Genomic DNA, 18,391 nt, shown 5'->3' on the forward strand with positions numbered 1-18,391 from the left:
TTAGAAAAGCAGAAATTCTCTCCATGATAGAAAGAGGATTTCTGCTTTTTTGTGATAAATATAAGCGGATTATTTGTCATGTAATAATGTTGTTTCAATAAAAGGAAACAGAAAGATGCTAGAGCTTGGTTGCTACCTCAATCATATTTTTATACAGACTCTCTTAAAGCTAAATCAATGGGAACTATTTCAGTTATGCTTCTTTTTTGGTTAGGATTAGCAATAATTGAAAGTAAATTATCAACGGTTATTTGAGCGATTTTTGGTATGTTTTGCTTTACGCTACTTAGTTTAGGGACGGTATATTTACATTGCGGCGTGTCATCAAAACCAATGATTTTAATATCCACTGGAATCTTTTTGCCAATCGTTGGTAAAAACGCTAATAACTCGAGAGCAATGTTATCATTAATCGCAAAAATACCATCAACACTAGCTGCATTTTGTAGGAAAGTACGAATATTTTCTTGATAATCCTTTTTTTGTAGATCAACTGTGAATTTAGAAAGTTCTTCGTCATATCCGATATTATTTTTCTTTAAAGCATCTTGAAAACCCTTCAAACGCTCTTTGGCAGAAGAAGACTGCCGACTATGCATAAATATTGCTGGGCTTTTTACGCCAGCATGAATTAAAGATTCGGTTGCTTCAAAAGCTCCTTGATAGTGATTGGAAGAAATGAAAATGGTGTTTTTGTCCTTTGGTTGGCGGTCAATACAAACATAAGGAATCCCGTTTTCCGCATTGGTATATTTAAATCCAAATTCATCTGCACCAGAAATTACAATTAGCCCGTCGACCATTTTACTTTCTAGCATGTTTAAGTAGGCCATTTCTTTATCAAAATTACGTCCAGTATTACAAATAATAGTAGAGTAACCTTGGTCGAAAAGAATGGCTTCCACTTGTTGAACAACACTGGAGAAAAAATAATTACTAATATCAGGAACCAAAATACCAACAGAGAAAGATTTATTCATTCGCAAACTTTTAGCACTGAAATTCATTTGGTAATTGGTTTCTTTAATAACTTCTAAGACTTTCTTTCGTGTTTCTTCTGAAAATCGCCCGTTATTGTTGATTACCCTTGATACGGTTGCGACCGATACGCCGCTTAATTTCGCGATATCTTTTATGGAAGTTTTTTTCATCGTATCCTCCTTATATGAGTAAACGTTTTTCTTTATTACCCTATTTTCGCACATACTTTTAAGTTTATCAAATAGAACAGAAAAATAAAGCGTTGACATAATCAAATGAAGGTGATATATTTAACTCGAAAAGGTAAAACGATTACTCAAAAAATAGAGTGGTTTTTTATTTAAATTATGAGTAATCGTTATCTCAAAGGAGTGAACTGACAATGCAGGATATATTGATATGTCCTTCCATGATGTGCGCTGATTTTGCTAACCTCAAGCAGGAAGTAGAAGTGCTAGATCAAGCGGGAAGTGATATTTTTCACATTGATATCATGGACGGAAAATTTGTACCGAATTTTGGGATGGGATTACAAGATTTTGAAGCGATTAGAAAATTAACGAAGAAGTTAGTGGATGTTCATTTAATGATTATGAATCCTGGAGATTATGTAGAGACTTTTACCGACATGGGAGCGGATATTATTTATATTCATCCAGAAGCAGACATCCATCCAGCAAGAACACTAGATAAAATAAAACAAAAAGGGAAAAAAGCTGGAATTGCAATTAATCCTGGAACATCGATTGCGACCGTGAAGGAACTATTGCCACTTGTCGATTATGTCATGGTGATGACCGTAAACCCAGGTTTTGCAGGGCAAGCCTACCTCGATTATGTTGATCAGAAAATTAGTGAGTTATTAACGGCAAAATCGAATTATTCTTTTGAAATCATGGTAGATGGGGCAATTGCTCCAAAAAAAATCGCTAAACTTTCTAAAATGGGTGTAAAAGGTTTCGTCCTTGGCACATCTACGTTATTTGGAAAGGCTGGTAGTTATCAAGAAATTATCCAGAAATTAAAAAGTGAAAAATTGGAGGAATTACAATGAAAATTGCAATTGGAAATGACCATGTTGGAATCGAACTAAAACCAGTTATAATAGAGTATTTACAAGAACTAGGACATGAAGTGAAAGATTTTGGTGCTTATTCAAATGAAAGAACGGATTATCCAGCATACGGCAAAAAAGTAGCAGAAGATGTTGCTGCTGGAAATTCAGACCTAGGAATACTTATTTGTGGATCAGGCGTAGGAATTTCTATCGCAGCCAACAAAGTCAAAGGAATTCGTGCAGTTGTTTGTAGCGAACCATATTCTGCTAAATTATCCCGCGAACATAACAATACGAATATTTTAGCATTTGGCTCTAGAGTAGTTGGCGCTGAGCTAGCAAAAATGATTGCTCAAAATTGGTTAGAAGCAGAATTTGAAGGCGGTCGTCATGCGAAACGAGTGGAAATGATTGCGGATATAGAAACTGAGGAGGAATGAGTTACAATGACGGAAGGTGTAACAAGACTCATTCGTGCATTGAAGCATGAAATTGAATCGATGACTGGACGTAACTTGAAAAGTACAATTTTTAAATCAGAAGGTAGAGTTATTATGGGCAGTATTTACTATTTGCAAGTTAAGGTAAAGTTCGAAACGTAACGAATATTAAAACAAACGGAAATGATTGGAGTTTTGACCAAAACAGAATAAAAAGCTTATTTATAAAAATTACGTTTGGGAAATTAGATGTATAATCTGATTTTTCAAGCGTTTATATTTTTTGAGATGCGTTAATTCAGTCAAATTTTCTATAAGAGTCACAAATTGTTCACAAGTAAGTCAGGAATTTTGAAGAAAGGGTAACTTTCTGACGTTCGCTGTAGTATTATTAACCTGTCAATCAAGAATTTTGCAGGAGGTTACTACGCAATATGAAAAAAATAACAAAAAAACTATTCCATTTAACTTTAATTGTAGCGATTTGCTTTAGCTTTTATCCGCAAACGACTATGGCATTTGATAACGAGAATATAACAGTAAATCATGAAAAAACAGATATCGTAATGGCAGCAGACTTAGGTGGACAAACTTGGCTTATTAATGAAGTGAATAGACAACTTTCTCCTAAAAAAGTAGGAGTAGACTTAACTTTTGAGGATCTTACTAAAATTACATCCATTTATCTAAATAATCGAAGCCTCACTGGTGAAGTACCACCAGAAATTAATAATTTAGTTTCCTTAGAGAGTTTGCTTTTGTATAGCAATAATCTGACGGGAACTATCCCAGCTGAATTAGGCGAGTTACCACACTTGAATACACTGAGATTAGATTACAATCAACTTACAGGAACTGTTCCGGATGGATTAGGAAATATCGATTCAATCCAATTGCAGTCTAATCAACTTGTGGGGCAATTACCACTTAGCCTATACGAGAATAGAACAGGAACGAATGAAGTCAATGTATCTGGAAATCAGGTAACAATTAACAGCATGGATAATGTTCCTAGCATTTACTCTCCGTACACCTTTATTTACCCTACACCATACATTCCTTATAGTGGACATATAGAAGCAGGTAATTACTTTTTTCCTAATTTGGATAATAGTACAATTTTTACTCCATTTCAAAAAGGGAGTAAAACATATATTGATTTAAAGGCAGCTTACATGTTTGAATCAGAACTTTTTGCTGGACATCACGTAACGATTACAGACGAAAATACTGAGAAAGTCATTTACGATGGAGAACTTACAGAAGAGGTGCGCATTCCGTTTACAGATTGGAAGGCAGGCACATATAGTCTTGGCTTTGTGCTTGATGAAGCATTTAACAATCCGCAAAATAAAGCATACGTAACTATTCAGATTTTACCAACTCAAGCTGAAGACGTGACGATTCAATATGTCGATGAAGATGGGGCCACTATTCATGATTCGAAACAAATTAGTGGAGACGTGGGAGACTATTATGACGCTAAAAGACCAGCATATCAGTTAACCATCCCTAACTATGTACTGGATCAATCGAAGTTTCCTACTAACACAATCGGAACTCTAACGGATGAACCACAGACTGTGACCTACGTATATGACAAAATAGACGGGGCACCGGTAACCGTGAAATATTTGGATGAAAATGGAGCAGAGCTAGCAAAACCAGATACATTAACTGGAAAAATAGATTCTCCTTATGAAACAACAGCTAAAGATATTTCTGGTTGGATTGTGGATGAAACCAAACTTCCGACGAACGCAAGTGGAAGTTTTACAGCAGACAGCCAAACAGTCACTTATACGTATAAAACCAATCAAACAAAAGTAACTGCACATGATTCTACCATCTATGTAGGAGATAATTGGAATGCGAAAGACAATTTTGACACTGCCTATGATCAAGATGGAAAGGAAGTACCTTTTGACGAGGTTACTGTAGAAGGTACAGTAGATACGACTAAACCAGGTGTTTATTCTGTGAAATATATGTATGATGGAGCAGAAACGGAAATTAACGTGACGGTGAAAGCGAAAGATGTGCCGGTTGATCCAACAAATCCGGTTGATCCAACAAATCCGATTGACCCAACCAAACCCGCTCCATCTTTCATTCCAAATCAACCGAACCAAATAAAAGAAACCGTTGTCCAAAGTGAGCAGTCAACTAGTGCTTCCCAGTGGAAACTTCCAATAACAGGCGACAATACATTGGGTAGTATTCTTTATAGTGTAGTCGGTTTCACAGCCATTTTCCTAGCGATTAGTTTACTGAGAAGAAGAAAAACTCATTCATAATCTAACGAGTCCTTATCAATCTGATAAGGGCTTTTTTTATTTGCTAAAAAACCCTCTTCCACTAATTCTGTTAACAAATTAGAAATATTCGGTTGTGTTGTGCGACAATATCTCGCTAACACGGATTGATTGATAAATTCCGGCAAAATAACCGTTTCATTATTCTCGCTTTCTATCCCCATATCAGCGGCTAGGTTCTGAAATGCCATCAAAATACGTTCTTTCGGTGTTTTAGCAATCATTGCAAGTAATGCATAGTGCCTCGCGAAAACGTCCGCCATACTTGCTAATAAAAAATCATTAACGTCAGGTTTCATCGCTAATACATTTAGTAAAAATTCTACTTCAATTTTATAAAGAACAAGCCTATTACTCATAACAGAAATACTATGTTGCTTTTTCGGATAGCTCGAAAAAGTATCAATTCCTAAAATATTACTCGGCAACACAAAAATCGAGATGTAATTTGTTTTTCTAAGTGGATCTTCGAGTTCTACCGCAGCAAAACCTTCCACGACAAAGAAAATATGTTTTGATTTCTCTTCTTTTAAAATAATCTTTTCATTCATAGTATAGGTTTTCTTTGAGACATATTTATAGTAATCAGGAAACTCTTTTAAATAGTTAAGAACGGTATCTAGTTTGGTTGACATATTCAAACTCCTTTTCTATCGGATTTTCTTTATTATACGCTATTTTCTTTGAATTTTAGTTGTGAAAGATTTGTGACTACGACTAAACGCTTGTAAATACTAGCTTTTAAACATTAAAAACAGGAAATCAGCTGTAAAATCACTTTTTGAATATATTGTATGTATAAATGGCTGGATTTTCTTTTGATATATTACATACATAGCCAGTGTGACTTAAGTGATACAGTGACACGGACGAAAGGAGGCAATTATGAAATTTGATGATAGTAAACCTATTTATAAACAAATCGTTCACTTTATTCATAGAGAAATAATCACAGAAGTTTTTAAAGGGGGCGACAAATTATTGTCTGTAAGAGAATTAGCTTCAAAATTAGAAGTAAACCCAACAACAGTACAACGAGCCTATGCCGAATTAGAAGAACATGGAATCATCTACACGATTCGCGGTACTGGTAAATATCTGACAGAGGACAAGAGGAGAATCGATCAATTGGAAAATGAGACAGCAAGACAACTAACAGAACACTTTATTACAGAAATGCTGAAACTAGGTCTAAATAAAGAAAAAATAATCGCTTGGGTTATGCAAATAAAGGAGGAAGAAAAATAATGCTAGTTGGAAATAATATTTCAAAATCCTATGCTAATCAATTAATTTTACAGCATGCGAATTTTACAGCAAAACCTGGCGATATGATTGTCCTTACAGGTGAAAATGGAAGTGGGAAAACGACTTTACTGAATATCTTGGCAAATTTAAAGAAACCAACAGATGGCACTATCGAGTTAGATGGTCAAATATATCATAGCAACGAAATCCGTCAGCATATAGCCTATCTAAGTAACGAACTATTTGCACAAAAAAACATTACTATCGAAACCTTCATGCAACAACATGCCTTACTTTTTGAAGATATTCAATTAGAAAAGTGGGATAAATTACTCGCCACTTGGAAAATAAATAAACAACTTAAGCTCTCGGAACTATCTACTGGAATGCTAATGAAAGTGAAAATTGGGAGCGTCCTCGCTAGGAAGGTAAAACTTTACCTCTATGATGAACCATTTGCAAATATTGATATATTAGCTCGGTCGGAAGTGATGAAAGCCATCATTAGTGAGACAGATCCAGATGGAATAACGATTATTTCGTCCCATCATTTAGAAGGAATGGAACCACTTTATAACCAATTATGGCTCATTAAAGAAGGCGCCCTTAAGACAATAGATACAGAAAATTACCGTGAAGAAACAGGCAATTCGTTAATCGATTTTTATAAGGAGGAAATGAACAAATGAAAAAAATGATTACTTTTTATCTTAAACAAATAAGCCCCATTCTAGTTATCGGACTAGCAATAGTTTTAGGACTTAATTTAGTAGGGGTGACAATGAATATGTTAGAAGGACCAGATTTGCTTTTTAGAGCTATCCGTGGAACGACGGTAATGAGTTTACTATTAATTCTTATTACGACATGGAAAATCACGAAGCTGGACTCGTCGAAAGAAAATATAACACTAGTCTCTCTTTCTAGATATGCAGAAGTAACCAAGTTCTTTGGAAAACTATTTGCTGCCTATATAGCAGCAGTTACCGTGATTATCACACAAAGTGCCTTTATTTGGTATTACGGATTCACGACGGACCGTATTGCAACTGGAGATGTTTGGTCATTTATCGCAGGATTAGGCATGATGTTTTTGTTTATCTTTATGTTTGTTTGTTATTTTGTGATTCCAGTAAGTTGGTTGAAAGACCATGTGAAAGCTAGTTACGTACAAAAAGCAGGTGTGATTATTCTACTGTTTGGCATTCTGATTTTTAATTTACTAGCAGAGTATTACTTGCATATTTATAATAGCGCGGGAGTTATTTCGATTCTTCCAGATGGTAATTTTGAGATTTCGCTACTATCAATTGTTTGGAATATGACTTTATGTGCGATTATTGCTGGAAGTTATATTTATCATAAATCTAAAAAAAGCGACACTATCTGAAAGTAGGGAAAAATAAATGTTAGAAATTAAATCACTACAAAAATCTTATAAGTTAGGAAAGAAGACAGAAATACCTGTTTTGAAGAATATTGATGCGACCATTCACGATGGAGAATTCGCAGCCATTATCGGAAAAAGCGGAAGTGGTAAGTCGACATTATTAAATATTATTAGTGGACTGGATACGGATTACACTGGAAAAGTTCTCTACAATGGAGAAGATTTACAAGCAATTGATTTAGACAAATATCATTTTAATCATATTGGCTTTATTTTCCAAAGTTTCCATTTAGTGAGCCATATGTCCGTTCTTGAAAATGTGAAAGTTCCATTATATTTGAACCCGGCGTTGTCAGAAAGTGAACGAAATAACCGTGCGCTAGAATTACTTCGTCAGGTCGGTTTAGCAGATTTTGAAAAACAAAAACCGTCCCAACTTTCTGGTGGACAAAAGCAGCGAGTTGCAATTGCTAGAGCACTGGCCAATAATCCAGACATGATCATTGCTGATGAACCAACTGGCGCACTTGACAGCGTTACGTCGGCTGAGATTATTAACTTGCTAAAAGACTTAACTCGACAAGGAACAACTGTCATTGTAGTTACACATGATTTAAACATTGCTGATCAAACCGATGTAGTACTACGACTTGCAGATGGCGAAGTAGTTTCATTTGAAAGAAAACAAGTTATAGACCAAAATTTTAGTCTGAAAAAAGAAAAAAAGTTACGCCTAAATGGCTTGGCAATTACTAAGATTTCTTTTCGAAGCTTCTTCAATCGGAAATTTCGAAACTTGCTCGTTGCACTTGGAACGTCTATTGGAATTATCGCTATTTTGCTAGCTTTTGGTCTTGGAAATGGGGTTAATCAAAGCCTATCCCAGATTTTTGGAACAACTTTTTCACCCAATCAAATTACGACCTATTATATGGAAGATGGTGGTTCAAAGTCACCTGAACCAACGACGCCTTTAACCGAAAGTGAAATTAAAAAAATTAAGCAGTTGTATCAAGATGAAAATATTTCAGAAGTATACGAGCGTACAACGATTCAAGGAATAAAATTTGAATACGATGGGAAAGATTTAAAAGGTGCATCAAATGAAATGCAAGAGGCAAATTTTAAACCAGCTCGTTATGAAGATTTAACAGTGGAAGATGAATATTTACTAAGTGGAGAAATGGTCAAAAGCGATGAAGCCGGAGTAGTCATTCCATCAAGTGTTGCTAGAAAGGCACTCGGAAAATCAGATACAGCTGAGCTAACGAAAAAAGATGGTGACAAACTAATTGGTAAAAAAATAACCTTGCTTTTCGCTGGTAGAAACAGTGATACAACTAGCACCGTCAAAACAGAAACAGTCATCACTGGTATCACTAATCCATCAAAAGAAGGCTTTGCAAGTGGATTTAATGTTTCCACCAAAACAATGAACGATTTTATAAAAAATACCGGGATAGAAAAACCAATTTTATCTGTGGATGCTTTTACAGAAACAACCAAACAAGCAGAACAAGTAGTAGAAAAATACGAAAATGATAAGAACTGGGCCAATTATTCGATTACAAATGCGAATGCTTTTGTAGATACCTTTAGCCAATTTACCGATATTATTGTCTATTTAATTGCCTTTGTAGCAGGACTTTCTTTAGCAGTTGCAGGCGTGATGATTGCGATTGTGCTCTATATTGGTGTCGTAGAGCGAACCAGAGAAATTGGTGTATTCCGAGCCATTGGTTATCGTAAACGTCATATCCGCGGTTTATTTATGATGGAGGCGAGTTACATTATTATTTTAGCAAATGTACTATCTGGTGCAGTAGCAATGGCGATTGCCAAATTAGTTAGTCCAATTTTAGAAACAAAAATCGGCTTTGAAGATATGATTCATATTTCGGTTTGGAATTTCTTAGTTACACTTGCAATAACCATTACGATTGGCTTTATTTTTTCCATCTATCCAAGTAATAAAGCCGCAAAACTTGATGCTGCGGAAGCATTACGATCAGAATAACAAAAAATGAAAAGAGGAATTTAAATATGAAAAAATCAGTAAAAATCAGTTTAATTATTGTAGGAATTGCCGTAGTTATATTTGCCGGAGTGATGCTTTCTTATCGCTTCTTAAAATCAATGAACGTGATCGCAAATGAAGAAATAAATGAATCAGCAACTGGAAATCACGTATTGTTAGCAACACAGGGAAGTGATTTTAAAGATAGTGTGATTGACCAAATAAAACAAGATATGGCAAAAGAAAATGTTCATATTTCGATTATGGATACAACTAAATTAGATAAAGTAAATGCCGATGATTATGACAAAATAGTTCTATTTACCACCGTTCAATCGGATGATATCCCTGAAAATGTCACAACTTTTATGAATGATAACAAAGACAAAGGGATCCATATCGCTGTTACCGCTGATTCTGGACGCTGGGACAAGCAACCAAAAGATGTAGATGCGATATCGGAAGCATCGAAAAGTGAGAATAAACAAGATTTTGTAGATGATTTGTCACAAGCGATTTTGAAGTAAATATGAATTGCAAAAGTGTAATATGATGAGGAATCCTTGTCATATTACACTTTTTTAGTTGGAATAAATTCATAATAAGCAATTAGTTGATATAATTATCCCTTCTAAATGTTTGGGCGAGCTAATTCGATTAAAAATGCCAAAGAACGAGAGGTGGCTGACATGAATCAATTCAACGATTTACAAAGCAAATTAAAAACAAACAAAGAATTTTAGTAATTGGTCCTAATGGTGCCGGAAAGTCAACGTTTTCCTCCAAACTAGGAAAATACTTATCTATGGAAGCATATCACTTAGATAAAATATTTTGGAAAAAATTGGAAGCAGTTATCTTATCAATATCATGACAAGAAGGTTTACATACTTGTTTGCAAAAAAACAGAATAGCAAAAGGATGTGAGGGGAAATTGGAATGATCATTTTTAATGGATGCTGTGAAGTATAATAAACGGTCGGGAATACCAACAGAGGAATTGCTGGAAAAAGAGTATAAAGGCGAAACCTACATAATTGAAAGTTATAGAGTTTATAAAAAATATTGCAAAGCCTTAAGAATTGTTGCTGGCTAAACTGCTAAAACGATATAATCATTTTCGTTACATCGTTTTTTTACTTTTCGTAACCGCGGTTACAGATTTAATGGTTATTACTGTTTATACTATGACTATATTCTAGATAAATTAGAGGAGATGGTTTTAATGAGTATTTTGAAATTAGAAGGAGCAAATTTAGCCTATCAAAAAGTTGGACAAGGGCCAGTACTTATTTTTATTCCCGGTGCAAATGGTACAGGTGATATCTTTTTGCCACTCGCAGCGGAATTGCAAGAACATTTTACTGTAGTAACTGTAGATCGTCGTGCTTATGGGAAAAGTGAAGTAACCGAAGCTTTACCCGAACGTGCAAGCCTAGCTGATGATGACTACCGAGTGAAAAGAGATGCAGCAGATATTGCGGCACTCGCAAAAGAAGTAAGCGACGAACCAGTCTATATTTTAGGTTCCAGCTCAGGGTCCATTGTTGCTATGCATGTACTTAAAGATTATCTAGAAGTGGTTAAAAAAATTGCTTTTCACGAACCGCCAATCAATACTTTTTTACCAGATGCAAAAAAATGGCAAGATTCCAATGAAGAAATCGTCCAAACTGCGATAAATAAAAATATGGCTGAGGCGATGCAACTATTTGGAAAAACACTCCATATTGCACCAATTGATGCGTTAAGTATGTCCAAACCAGCAGTATCTACAGAAGATGCGATAGAAAAAGATCCAGTAACGAAACAAATGAAATACTGGTTCCAATACGAAATTCGCCAATATACAAGTTCTGACATTTCAGTAGCGGATTTCAAGCCATATATTGAAAAAATTACTTTACTAAACGGGACTGACTCTAGAGGTTCATTCCCGCAAGATGTAAACAAATATTTATCCGAACAAACTGGACTTGAAATCGTAGAGATTCCGGGTGGACATTTAGGGTACATTCAAAAACCTGCTGGATTTGCTGAAGTACTTTTGGAAATGTGGCGCTAAAGGAAAGAAATCCTGCTAAATAAAAAATTTAGCGGGATTTTTTTGTTCGAAATTGCTATTTGAAAGAAAGTGGTCTATGCTTACCTAGAAAAAACAACTTTCTTTCAAAGGAGTAAACATGATGGATATTCGAACAGAACTGCAAAAAAGCCAATTATGTGAAGATCTTACTGATAATCAATTGACCGAATTAATGACCCAAATTACCGTAAGAGAAAAACATTATAAAAATAATGAAATCTTATTTTATACAAAAGAAGCAACGAAAATTTTTATTTTAGTGAATGGAAATGTGGCGATTGCGAAAAACACCATTAGTGGTAAACGAATTCTTGGGAAAAGTGTGTCAGAACGAGGAGAGATTACTGGTGAAATTTACTATTTTTCTCACCGTAATCCTTTTTGGGAATATGCGATTGCTTTAGAGCCAACCACCGTTCTCGAAATTAGTGGGATTGAAAAAGAAAACCTACAACAATTAGATTTAACCCTTCAAAACTGTCTATTAGTAAACTTACTAAAAAGCGTAACGAGAAAATTTGAATATATCGGTGAAAAAGTACGGATCACGTCAGAGGATTCCGTTCGAGCCAAAATTAGTAATTATTTATTAGGATTACAACAAGAAGATGGAAGTATTGAATTAACTGAAACTAGAGAAGAAATTGCCGATTATTTAGATATCACTAGGCCCTCACTCTCAAGAGAACTTGGTAGAATGCAAAAAGAAAATATCATTCAAATCGAAGGAAATAAAGTCATAATTTTAGATGTAGTTATTTTTGATGCTTTTATCGAATAAAAACCGATTTCGTAACCACTGTTACATCTTCTTCATAGGCAAAATGATAAGCTAGCTGTATTAAACCGAATATGGAGGAGATCCAATGTTATTGACGAGAAATTTACCTTATACAGATGAAACAATGCGTGCCAAAGCGGATATTTTAGAATTGGTTCAATTTGAGCGATTTTGCCGAGATAATGCACTTTGGGATGCGATGGAAACTTGTTTTATGAAAGATTCTAGTGTAAAAATATCTTGGTTTCAAGGGACTGGCCATGGATTTATCGAAGCTTCTAAAAAGATGACTAATCCAGCACCACACAAAATCTATAACACGCAAATTTGGATTAACGGTAACCGCGCTGTTACTATCATGCAAGCGACAATCCAAACACGTTCTATCATAAATGGCGTGGAAATGGAATTAAACTCAGATGCTAAGTTGGTTACACGTGTCGAACGAATAGACGGATCTTGGTATATTAAAGCATTTGAAGGCGTTTATGAAAAAGACTCGCTAACCCCTGTTGTGCCAAGTGAAAATGCCAATGTCTCAGCCAATCTATTAGCCGATTTCAGAAAAAGTTATGCTTGTTTAGCACTTTCTTTAACATTAAATGGCTATGAAATCGACAATAGCTTACCAGGAATTGATTGGCCGGAACAAGTGACTGAATTTTTCAAAGAAGCAGATGAATGGTTGTTGCAATAAGGGAAAGGGTAGCTAATTCAAAACTAGCTATCCTTTTTATGAAGCGTGTTAAAACAGGAAATATGGTATACTTAGTCCTAAATAAAGCTCATAAAAGGCGGGTGATTAGTCAATGGAAAAAAGTAAAACAGTCCAATTTTTACTGTTTTTTTCAGTTATAGCTCTTATTCTAAGCATTATTGGCGTCGGTTCCATCTGGTTTGGACAAAAAAATCATCCAGCAAGTGAAACAAAGAAAGAGACAAAGCAAAGTGACACAAAAGTTGATAAAAAACAAGCTACTTTTAAAATTACAGCACTTGGGGATTCGCTGACTTATGGGGTGGGCGATATAGAAGGTGGCGGCTATGTTCGAGTTGTGGAAGATTATTATAAAAAAGCTACTAAAAACGTAGAGCAGGTGAACTTAGCCATTAGTGGCGCAAAATCGGAGCAACTATTGAAACAACTTGATCAAAAAGAGGTACAAAATCAAATTAAATCAGCGAACATTATTCTGATGACAATCGGTGGAAACGATTTGTTTCGCGGTGGGGAAGCGCTAGATGATTTCGCTAGTGATGCTATTAAACAAGCGGAAACTAGCTATGAAAAAAATTTGCAGCAAATCTACCAAACAATTCAGAAGTTAAACCCCACTGCCCCAGTTTTCCATATTGGTCTTTATAATCCATTTATGACATTGGAAAATGCAACCGAAATGTCGAGCGTGGTGGCGAAGTGGAATATGGACAGCCAAAACTTAACGCAAAAAGAAAAGGGGATCATTTATATCCCGACTTTTGATTTATTTCAGCAAAACGGAGAAGCATATTTAGCAACAGATAAATTTCATCCGAATCATGCCGGATATCAGTTTATTGGTAACCGAGTGACAGAAGTTATCCAGACAGGAGGCGGAGCAAATGATGACGGATCCAGCACTTCAAGTAACTGATTTACATAAAAAAATTCGCAAACGAGCTATTATTAAAGGAATTTCTTTTGAAGTCATGCCAGGAGAAGTATTCGGATTTCTTGGACCAAATGGAGCTGGGAAAACAACAACCATTCGGATGATTGTTGGTCTAATTAAGCCAACATCAGGAACAATTTTAATTGGCGGAAAAGATATTCGGAAAAATTTTACAGAAGCAATGCGAGGCCTTGGATCAATTGTTGAAAATCCAGAATTCTACGGATTTTTGACCGGACAAGAAAATCTCGCTTATTTTGCTCGAATGGATGCATCCATAAAAAAAGAACGAATCCAAGAGGTAACTGAATTAATAGGTCTAGAAAAACGAATAAATGATCGTGTTTCTACTTACTCGCTTGGCATGCGTCAACGGCTTGGAATTGCCCAGGCGTTACTTTCAAAACCGAAATTATTAATTCTTGATGAACCGACGAATGGGCTTGATCCATCTGGCATCCACGAAATGCGCGACTTTATCCGCGCACTCGCCAGAAACGAAGGAATTAGCGTACTTGTATCCTCTCATTTACTTAGTGAAATTGAATTGCTTTGTGACCGTGTCGCGATTATGACAGACGGAACGATTATTAAAACCGATCAAGTGTCGCATTTACTCAATTCCCGTGAACAACTTCGCTGGCGTGTAACCCCTTTTGAAAAGGCAAAAACAATTCTAGAAAAACTAACGACACTTGAAATCGACGAGGAATGCCTAGTGACTCCGATGAACGAAAAGAGTGCAGAGTGGAACGAGCAGCTAGTGGCACAAGGAATTCAAGTCCACGAAATTGATAAACGCAAACCTTCTCTAGAAGACCTATTCCTAGAATTAACAGGAGGTCAGTCTATTGATTAATTTAGTCTATAATGAACAACTAAAACTCTGGCGCAAAAAAAGATTAATTGTTATCCTGACGCTTGTTGCAATTATTGTTGCAATTTTTACCTATGCACAGTTCAGACAGTATCAGGAAGATGAAAAACAAGCAGGGACAAGTGATTGGCACGTACAGACCCAACAAGAGATTGTCGACCTTGAAAATAGGCTCGGTACAGGACGACTTCCAGAAGAATATCAAAAATACTTTAAAGTGCTAGTCGGACAACTTCAATATTATTTGGATAAAGATATTAATCCAAATGCACCAGGCGCCCCCACTTTCTTAAAAACATTTGTCGAAAATGGGATTAGTTTGTTATTTCCACTGTTTATTATGGTTATAGCTGCTGATTTGATTTCCGCAGAAACAAGCGCTGGGACGATGAAATTTTTACTCACTAGACCCGTGAAAAGGTGGCGAATTTTGACGAGTAAGTATATTTCGATGCTCCTCTCGATATCGGCGATAATGATCTTATCGGCAGTTATCGCCTACTTGATTTCGGGAGTTGTTTTCGGTTATAGTGGCTGGAATGCTCCAGTCCTTACTGGATTTAGTGTAAAAGATGGAGCAATAAGTACAGCAGGCGTATACCAGCTTCCAGTTTGGCAACTTTTATTAATGGAATTCGGTCTTGCCTGGTTTGTTAGTGTCGTTGTCGGTGTGCTTACAATGTTTGTGTCGGTTCTCGTTCGTTCGACAGCAGCCGTCATGGGGATTATGCTTGCTTCCTTAATTACTGGAACAATCCTAACCAATCTCGTCAGCTCCTGGCCAAGTGCGAAATATTTATTTATGGTTAATCTACAACTTACCAACTATTTAAACGGATCCAGTCCACCAGTGGAAGGAATGACGTTGAATTTTTCGATGCTCGTCTTAACAGTATGGATGTTAGTCGCATTCGTCTTATCTTACTTTATTTTCACTAAAAGAGATGTTTATTAAAGAGCGCAGATTTGCGCTCTTTTTTACGTGCAATAAAAGTTACTTACTTTTTGTGAGCATATCACTTTCTTTTTCAATAGTTTAGTTATAAACTTTAGTTAGTAATCAAAAAGGAGGTATAAACCAATGATTCAAGGAATACATCACATATCTGCATTAACCAAATCATTTACTCTAAATCACCATTTTTATTCAGATATATTAGGGCTTAGGCTCGTCAAAAATACAGTCAATCAAGCAAATATTAAGATGCGACATTTGTTTTATGGAGATTATGCAGGTACTCCAGGAACTTTGCTCACATTTTTTGAAGTTCCAAAAATTGGTTCAAGTTATTACGAACGGTCCTATTTTGGTAATATCACGTTAGGAATACCTAAAGACACAACCAACTACTGGGAAAAAAGGCTAACCGATTTTACTATACCTTTTGAAAAAACAGAGAAGGCTTTAATCTTATACGATCCCGACCGAATGGGTATCATCCTAATGGAAATTGCTGAAACCACATCGCACCCTACCATCCATACTGATATAGTTAGCGCAAAACAAATCGTTCGGATTCTCGGAGCAGACTATCACGTACCAAGCCCAATTGAAACGAGCCAATTTTTTACGAATTATTTTGGATTAGAAAGTCATAATGGGGTATTAGTAGATAGTAGCCAAATGAGCTTTACTAGGCTTTATAAAACAAGGTCAGAGAAAAAATCACGAACTGGTCGAGGAACGATTGACCATATTGCTTATACAGTCAAAACAAAAGAAGCGGTTGATAAGCTTCACAAAATAGCATTTCAAAACAAATTGAAAATAGAAGAATTCGTGGACCGAGAATACTTTAAAAGTTTATATATTAAAGAACCGAGTGGACTGCGAATCGAATTTGCAAGCGCCGAACCAGGTTTTACGCTTGATGAGCCACTGGAAACACTCGGAGAAAAACTTGCTTTACCAAGCTTTTTAGAAGAAAAAAGAACGGAAATTGAAACTTATTTTGGAGGAGAAAAATAATGATTAAAGAGTTAAAAGGAATCCATCATGTAACAGCGATGACAAGTAGTGCTGAAAAAAATTATGCATTTTTCACAGAAGTTTTAGGAATGCGTTTAGTGAAAAAGACTGTAAACCAAGATGATATTCATACGTATCACTTGTTTTTTGCAGATGATAAAGGGTCTGCTGGAACAGATATGACATTTTTTGATTTTCCGAATTTACCAAAAGGACGACATGGTACAGATAGTATTTCGCGTGTTTCTTTCCGTGTACCAACAGATGCCGCACTAGAATATTGGCTTAATCGTTTTAACCAGTTAGAAGTTCCACATGGTGATATTAAAACGCTATTTGGTAAAAAATATCTAACATTCCAGGATTTTGATGACCAACAGCTACAACTTATTTCAGATGAAAATAATGAAGGTGTAGCCCCAGGAACCCCTTGGAAAAATGGACCAGTTCCAGAAAAATATGCTATTTACGGTTTAGGACCAGTATTTTTAACAGTAGGTTCATTAGCTAATATGGAGGCAATCTTATCATCAATATTTGGTTTTAGAAAAGTAGCAGAAGAAAATAGTTTGCATTTATATGAAGTTGGCGAAGGTGGAAATGGCGCACAGGTTATCGTTGAAGAAAGAACCGATATTCCTGCAGCGATGCAAGGATATGGCGGCGTTCACCATGTAGCCTTTCGTGTAGAAGATAATGATGAATTACAAAAATGGATTGAACGAATGAATACCATTGAAATACCAAATTCTGGCTATGTAAATCGTTTTTATTTTGAATCGCTATATGTTCCAGTATCAGAGAGAATCTTATTTGAATTTGCAACAGATGGTCCAGGATTTGCAAACGATGAACCTTATGAAACGCTAGGAGAAAAACTTGCTTTACCACCATTTTTAGAACCAAAAAGAGCAGAAATCGAAAAAATGGTTCGTCCCATTTATACAAAAAGGAGTTGAATATCCATGGAACATCTTTTTATTCCAGGTAAGAAGAACGACCTTGCACCACTATTATTACTTCATGGTACAGGTGGAGATGAGAAATCACTTATCGAAGTAGCTGAATTTATCAATAGTGATGCGCCAATTCTTTCTTTAAGGGGTGATATTAAAGAGGGCGGTGCAAATCGATTTTTTAAACGATTCCATGATGGCAGTTTGGATTTAAATGATTTAGAGATTAAAACAAAAGAGTTAATTGACACAACACGGGAATTAGCGCAGAAATATGAGCTGGATTTTGAAAAAATTATTGCAGTTGGTTATTCTAATGGAGCCAATATTGCTGCCAATGCCTTACTTCAAGCAGAAGATAGTTTTCACCAAGCAATTTTGTTTCATGCAATGCCAGCAGGAAATAACCAACCAGATTTTTCAATTAACCATCGAAGTGTCTTTTTATCAGCAGGTTTAAATGACCCACTAATTACCGCGGAAGCTTCCAAAGAACTTGTGGAAATTCTAGAAAAACGTGGAGCAAAAGTAGAAACAGTTTGGACAGCTGCAGGGCATGCATTAACAATGGAAGAATTAGAAGAAGCAAAAAAATGGTATCAAAACAACCAAAAGTGAGGTA

At 35.8% G+C, this 18,391-nt stretch carries 20 protein-coding genes and 1 pseudogene; 19 read left to right on the forward strand and 2 right to left on the reverse strand.

Features of this window, described 5'->3' with window-relative positions; genetic code table 11:
- Positions 1 to 149: 149 nt before the first annotated feature.
- The gene (locus tag JL53_RS04310) at positions 150 to 1,151 is read right to left on the reverse strand and encodes a LacI family DNA-binding transcriptional regulator (protein ID WP_038406876.1); all 1,002 of its coding nucleotides are present in this window, start codon (positions 1,149 to 1,151) and stop codon (positions 150 to 152) included.
- A gap of 212 nt (positions 1,152 to 1,363) precedes the next feature.
- Here JL53_RS04310 and rpe point away from each other — a divergent pair, with 212 nt between their 5' ends.
- The 4 genes from rpe (at position 1,364) to JL53_RS04325 (ending at position 4,775) form a co-directional block, all read left to right on the forward strand.
- Positions 1,364 to 2,035 (forward strand): ribulose-phosphate 3-epimerase, encoded by a 672-nt coding sequence (gene rpe / locus JL53_RS04315; protein WP_038406877.1) that lies wholly within the window; start codon positions 1,364 to 1,366, stop codon positions 2,033 to 2,035.
- Positions 2,032 to 2,478 carry a ribose 5-phosphate isomerase B gene (gene rpiB / locus JL53_RS04320; protein WP_038406878.1) on the forward strand — a complete coding sequence of 149 codons (447 nt, stop codon included), beginning with the start codon at positions 2,032 to 2,034 and terminating at the stop codon, positions 2,476 to 2,478. Before rpe ends, rpiB begins: the two co-directional genes overlap by 4 nt.
- Positions 2,479 to 2,484: 6 nt before the next feature.
- Positions 2,485 to 2,640 carry a hypothetical protein gene (locus tag JL53_RS15685; protein WP_003718891.1) on the forward strand — a complete coding sequence of 52 codons (156 nt, stop codon included), beginning with the start codon at positions 2,485 to 2,487 and terminating at the stop codon, positions 2,638 to 2,640.
- A 272-nt stretch (positions 2,641 to 2,912) separates the two neighbouring features.
- Entirely contained in the window at positions 2,913 to 4,775 is a 1,863-nt protein-coding gene (locus JL53_RS04325) for a MucBP domain-containing protein (protein ID WP_052010557.1), read from the forward strand.
- On the opposite strand, the gene JL53_RS04330 is transcribed toward JL53_RS04325, so the two are convergent.
- Positions 4,766 to 5,428 (reverse strand): Crp/Fnr family transcriptional regulator, encoded by a 663-nt coding sequence (locus JL53_RS04330; RefSeq protein ID WP_003718894.1) that lies wholly within the window; start codon positions 5,426 to 5,428, stop codon positions 4,766 to 4,768. The genes JL53_RS04325 and JL53_RS04330 overlap by 10 nt on opposite strands.
- A gap of 250 nt (positions 5,429 to 5,678) precedes the next feature.
- On the opposite strand from JL53_RS04330, the gene JL53_RS04335 reads away from it, so the two are divergent.
- The 15 genes and pseudogenes from JL53_RS04335 to JL53_RS04400 all read left to right on the forward strand — a co-directional run bounded on the left by JL53_RS04335 (position 5,679) and on the right by JL53_RS04400 (position 18,387).
- Positions 5,679 to 6,041, forward strand: coding sequence for a GntR family transcriptional regulator (locus JL53_RS04335; protein WP_038406879.1), 363 nt, complete (start codon positions 5,679 to 5,681; stop codon positions 6,039 to 6,041).
- Positions 6,041 to 6,730 carry an ATP-binding cassette domain-containing protein gene (locus tag JL53_RS04340; RefSeq protein ID WP_003718896.1) on the forward strand — a complete coding sequence of 230 codons (690 nt, stop codon included), beginning with the start codon at positions 6,041 to 6,043 and terminating at the stop codon, positions 6,728 to 6,730. The genes JL53_RS04335 and JL53_RS04340 overlap by 1 nt, the downstream gene beginning before the upstream one ends.
- Entirely contained in the window at positions 6,727 to 7,431 is a 705-nt protein-coding gene (locus JL53_RS04345; protein ID WP_003718897.1) for a hypothetical protein, read from the forward strand. The genes JL53_RS04340 and JL53_RS04345 overlap by 4 nt, the downstream gene beginning before the upstream one ends.
- 16 nt (positions 7,432 to 7,447) lie before the next feature.
- Complete coding sequence (locus JL53_RS04350) at positions 7,448 to 9,448, forward strand: ABC transporter ATP-binding protein/permease (RefSeq protein WP_038406880.1); 2,001 nt, start codon at positions 7,448 to 7,450, stop codon at positions 9,446 to 9,448.
- A 26-nt stretch (positions 9,449 to 9,474) separates the two neighbouring features.
- Complete coding sequence (locus JL53_RS04355) at positions 9,475 to 9,975, forward strand: hypothetical protein (protein ID WP_038406881.1); 501 nt, start codon at positions 9,475 to 9,477, stop codon at positions 9,973 to 9,975.
- A 162-nt stretch (positions 9,976 to 10,137) separates the two neighbouring features.
- A pseudogene (locus tag JL53_RS16005) lies at positions 10,138 to 10,544 on the forward strand (AAA family ATPase).
- A gap of 129 nt (positions 10,545 to 10,673) precedes the next feature.
- Positions 10,674 to 11,513: an alpha/beta fold hydrolase gene (locus JL53_RS04360; RefSeq protein ID WP_038406882.1), complete on the forward strand. Its 840-nt coding sequence runs from the start codon at positions 10,674 to 10,676 to the stop codon at positions 11,511 to 11,513.
- A gap of 121 nt (positions 11,514 to 11,634) precedes the next feature.
- Positions 11,635 to 12,315, forward strand: coding sequence for a Crp/Fnr family transcriptional regulator (locus JL53_RS04365; protein WP_038406883.1), 681 nt, complete (start codon positions 11,635 to 11,637; stop codon positions 12,313 to 12,315).
- An 85-nt stretch (positions 12,316 to 12,400) separates the two neighbouring features.
- Positions 12,401 to 13,012 carry a nuclear transport factor 2 family protein gene (locus JL53_RS04370; RefSeq protein WP_003718904.1) on the forward strand — a complete coding sequence of 204 codons (612 nt, stop codon included), beginning with the start codon at positions 12,401 to 12,403 and terminating at the stop codon, positions 13,010 to 13,012.
- A 112-nt stretch (positions 13,013 to 13,124) separates the two neighbouring features.
- The gene (locus JL53_RS04375) at positions 13,125 to 13,949 is read left to right on the forward strand and encodes an SGNH/GDSL hydrolase family protein (RefSeq protein ID WP_003718905.1); all 825 of its coding nucleotides are present in this window, start codon (positions 13,125 to 13,127) and stop codon (positions 13,947 to 13,949) included.
- Positions 13,921 to 14,826, forward strand: coding sequence for an ABC transporter ATP-binding protein (locus JL53_RS04380; RefSeq protein WP_038408155.1), 906 nt, complete (start codon positions 13,921 to 13,923; stop codon positions 14,824 to 14,826). The genes JL53_RS04375 and JL53_RS04380 overlap by 29 nt, the downstream gene beginning before the upstream one ends.
- A complete protein-coding gene (locus JL53_RS04385) occupies positions 14,819 to 15,799 on the forward strand; it encodes an ABC transporter permease (protein WP_038406884.1) in 981 nt (326 codons plus the stop codon). Before JL53_RS04380 ends, JL53_RS04385 begins: the two co-directional genes overlap by 8 nt.
- 126 nt (positions 15,800 to 15,925) lie before the next feature.
- Positions 15,926 to 16,813: a VOC family protein gene (locus JL53_RS04390; protein ID WP_038406885.1), complete on the forward strand. Its 888-nt coding sequence runs from the start codon at positions 15,926 to 15,928 to the stop codon at positions 16,811 to 16,813.
- Positions 16,813 to 17,772 (forward strand): ring-cleaving dioxygenase, encoded by a 960-nt coding sequence (locus JL53_RS04395; RefSeq protein WP_038406886.1) that lies wholly within the window; start codon positions 16,813 to 16,815, stop codon positions 17,770 to 17,772. The genes JL53_RS04390 and JL53_RS04395 overlap by 1 nt, the downstream gene beginning before the upstream one ends.
- A 6-nt stretch (positions 17,773 to 17,778) precedes the next feature.
- The gene (locus JL53_RS04400) at positions 17,779 to 18,387 is read left to right on the forward strand and encodes an alpha/beta hydrolase (RefSeq protein ID WP_038406887.1); all 609 of its coding nucleotides are present in this window, start codon (positions 17,779 to 17,781) and stop codon (positions 18,385 to 18,387) included.
- The last annotated feature ends 4 nt before the right edge of the window (positions 18,388 to 18,391 follow it).

Source organism: Listeria ivanovii subsp. londoniensis (assembly GCF_000763495.1).
In the GTDB taxonomy this organism is placed as follows: domain Bacteria; phylum Bacillota; class Bacilli; order Lactobacillales; family Listeriaceae; genus Listeria; species Listeria londoniensis.

What these genes read in the sequence shown, in the direction of transcription:
- JL53_RS04310 (WP_038406876.1), bottom strand. Translation starts at nt 1,151, where the DNA reads ATGAAAAAAACTTCCATAAAAGATATCGCGAAATTAAGCGGCGTATCG.
- rpe (WP_038406877.1), top strand. Translation starts at nt 1,364, where the DNA reads ATGCAGGATATATTGATATGTCCTTCCATGATGTGCGCTGATTTTGCT.
- rpiB (WP_038406878.1), top strand. Translation starts at nt 2,032, where the DNA reads ATGAAAATTGCAATTGGAAATGACCATGTTGGAATCGAACTAAAACCA.
- JL53_RS15685 (WP_003718891.1), top strand. Translation starts at nt 2,485, where the DNA reads ATGACGGAAGGTGTAACAAGACTCATTCGTGCATTGAAGCATGAAATT.
- JL53_RS04325 (WP_052010557.1), top strand. Translation starts at nt 2,913, where the DNA reads ATGAAAAAAATAACAAAAAAACTATTCCATTTAACTTTAATTGTAGCG.
- JL53_RS04330 (WP_003718894.1), bottom strand. Translation starts at nt 5,428, where the DNA reads ATGTCAACCAAACTAGATACCGTTCTTAACTATTTAAAAGAGTTTCCT.
- JL53_RS04335 (WP_038406879.1), top strand. Translation starts at nt 5,679, where the DNA reads ATGAAATTTGATGATAGTAAACCTATTTATAAACAAATCGTTCACTTT.
- JL53_RS04340 (WP_003718896.1), top strand. Translation starts at nt 6,041, where the DNA reads ATGCTAGTTGGAAATAATATTTCAAAATCCTATGCTAATCAATTAATT.
- JL53_RS04345 (WP_003718897.1), top strand. Translation starts at nt 6,727, where the DNA reads ATGAAAAAAATGATTACTTTTTATCTTAAACAAATAAGCCCCATTCTA.
- JL53_RS04350 (WP_038406880.1), top strand. Translation starts at nt 7,448, where the DNA reads ATGTTAGAAATTAAATCACTACAAAAATCTTATAAGTTAGGAAAGAAG.
- JL53_RS04355 (WP_038406881.1), top strand. Translation starts at nt 9,475, where the DNA reads ATGAAAAAATCAGTAAAAATCAGTTTAATTATTGTAGGAATTGCCGTA.
- JL53_RS04360 (WP_038406882.1), top strand. Translation starts at nt 10,674, where the DNA reads ATGAGTATTTTGAAATTAGAAGGAGCAAATTTAGCCTATCAAAAAGTT.
- JL53_RS04365 (WP_038406883.1), top strand. Translation starts at nt 11,635, where the DNA reads ATGGATATTCGAACAGAACTGCAAAAAAGCCAATTATGTGAAGATCTT.
- JL53_RS04370 (WP_003718904.1), top strand. Translation starts at nt 12,401, where the DNA reads ATGTTATTGACGAGAAATTTACCTTATACAGATGAAACAATGCGTGCC.
- JL53_RS04375 (WP_003718905.1), top strand. Translation starts at nt 13,125, where the DNA reads ATGGAAAAAAGTAAAACAGTCCAATTTTTACTGTTTTTTTCAGTTATA.
- JL53_RS04380 (WP_038408155.1), top strand. Translation starts at nt 13,921, where the DNA reads ATGACGGATCCAGCACTTCAAGTAACTGATTTACATAAAAAAATTCGC.
- JL53_RS04390 (WP_038406885.1), top strand. Translation starts at nt 15,926, where the DNA reads ATGATTCAAGGAATACATCACATATCTGCATTAACCAAATCATTTACT.
- JL53_RS04395 (WP_038406886.1), top strand. Translation starts at nt 16,813, where the DNA reads ATGATTAAAGAGTTAAAAGGAATCCATCATGTAACAGCGATGACAAGT.
- JL53_RS04400 (WP_038406887.1), top strand. Translation starts at nt 17,779, where the DNA reads ATGGAACATCTTTTTATTCCAGGTAAGAAGAACGACCTTGCACCACTA.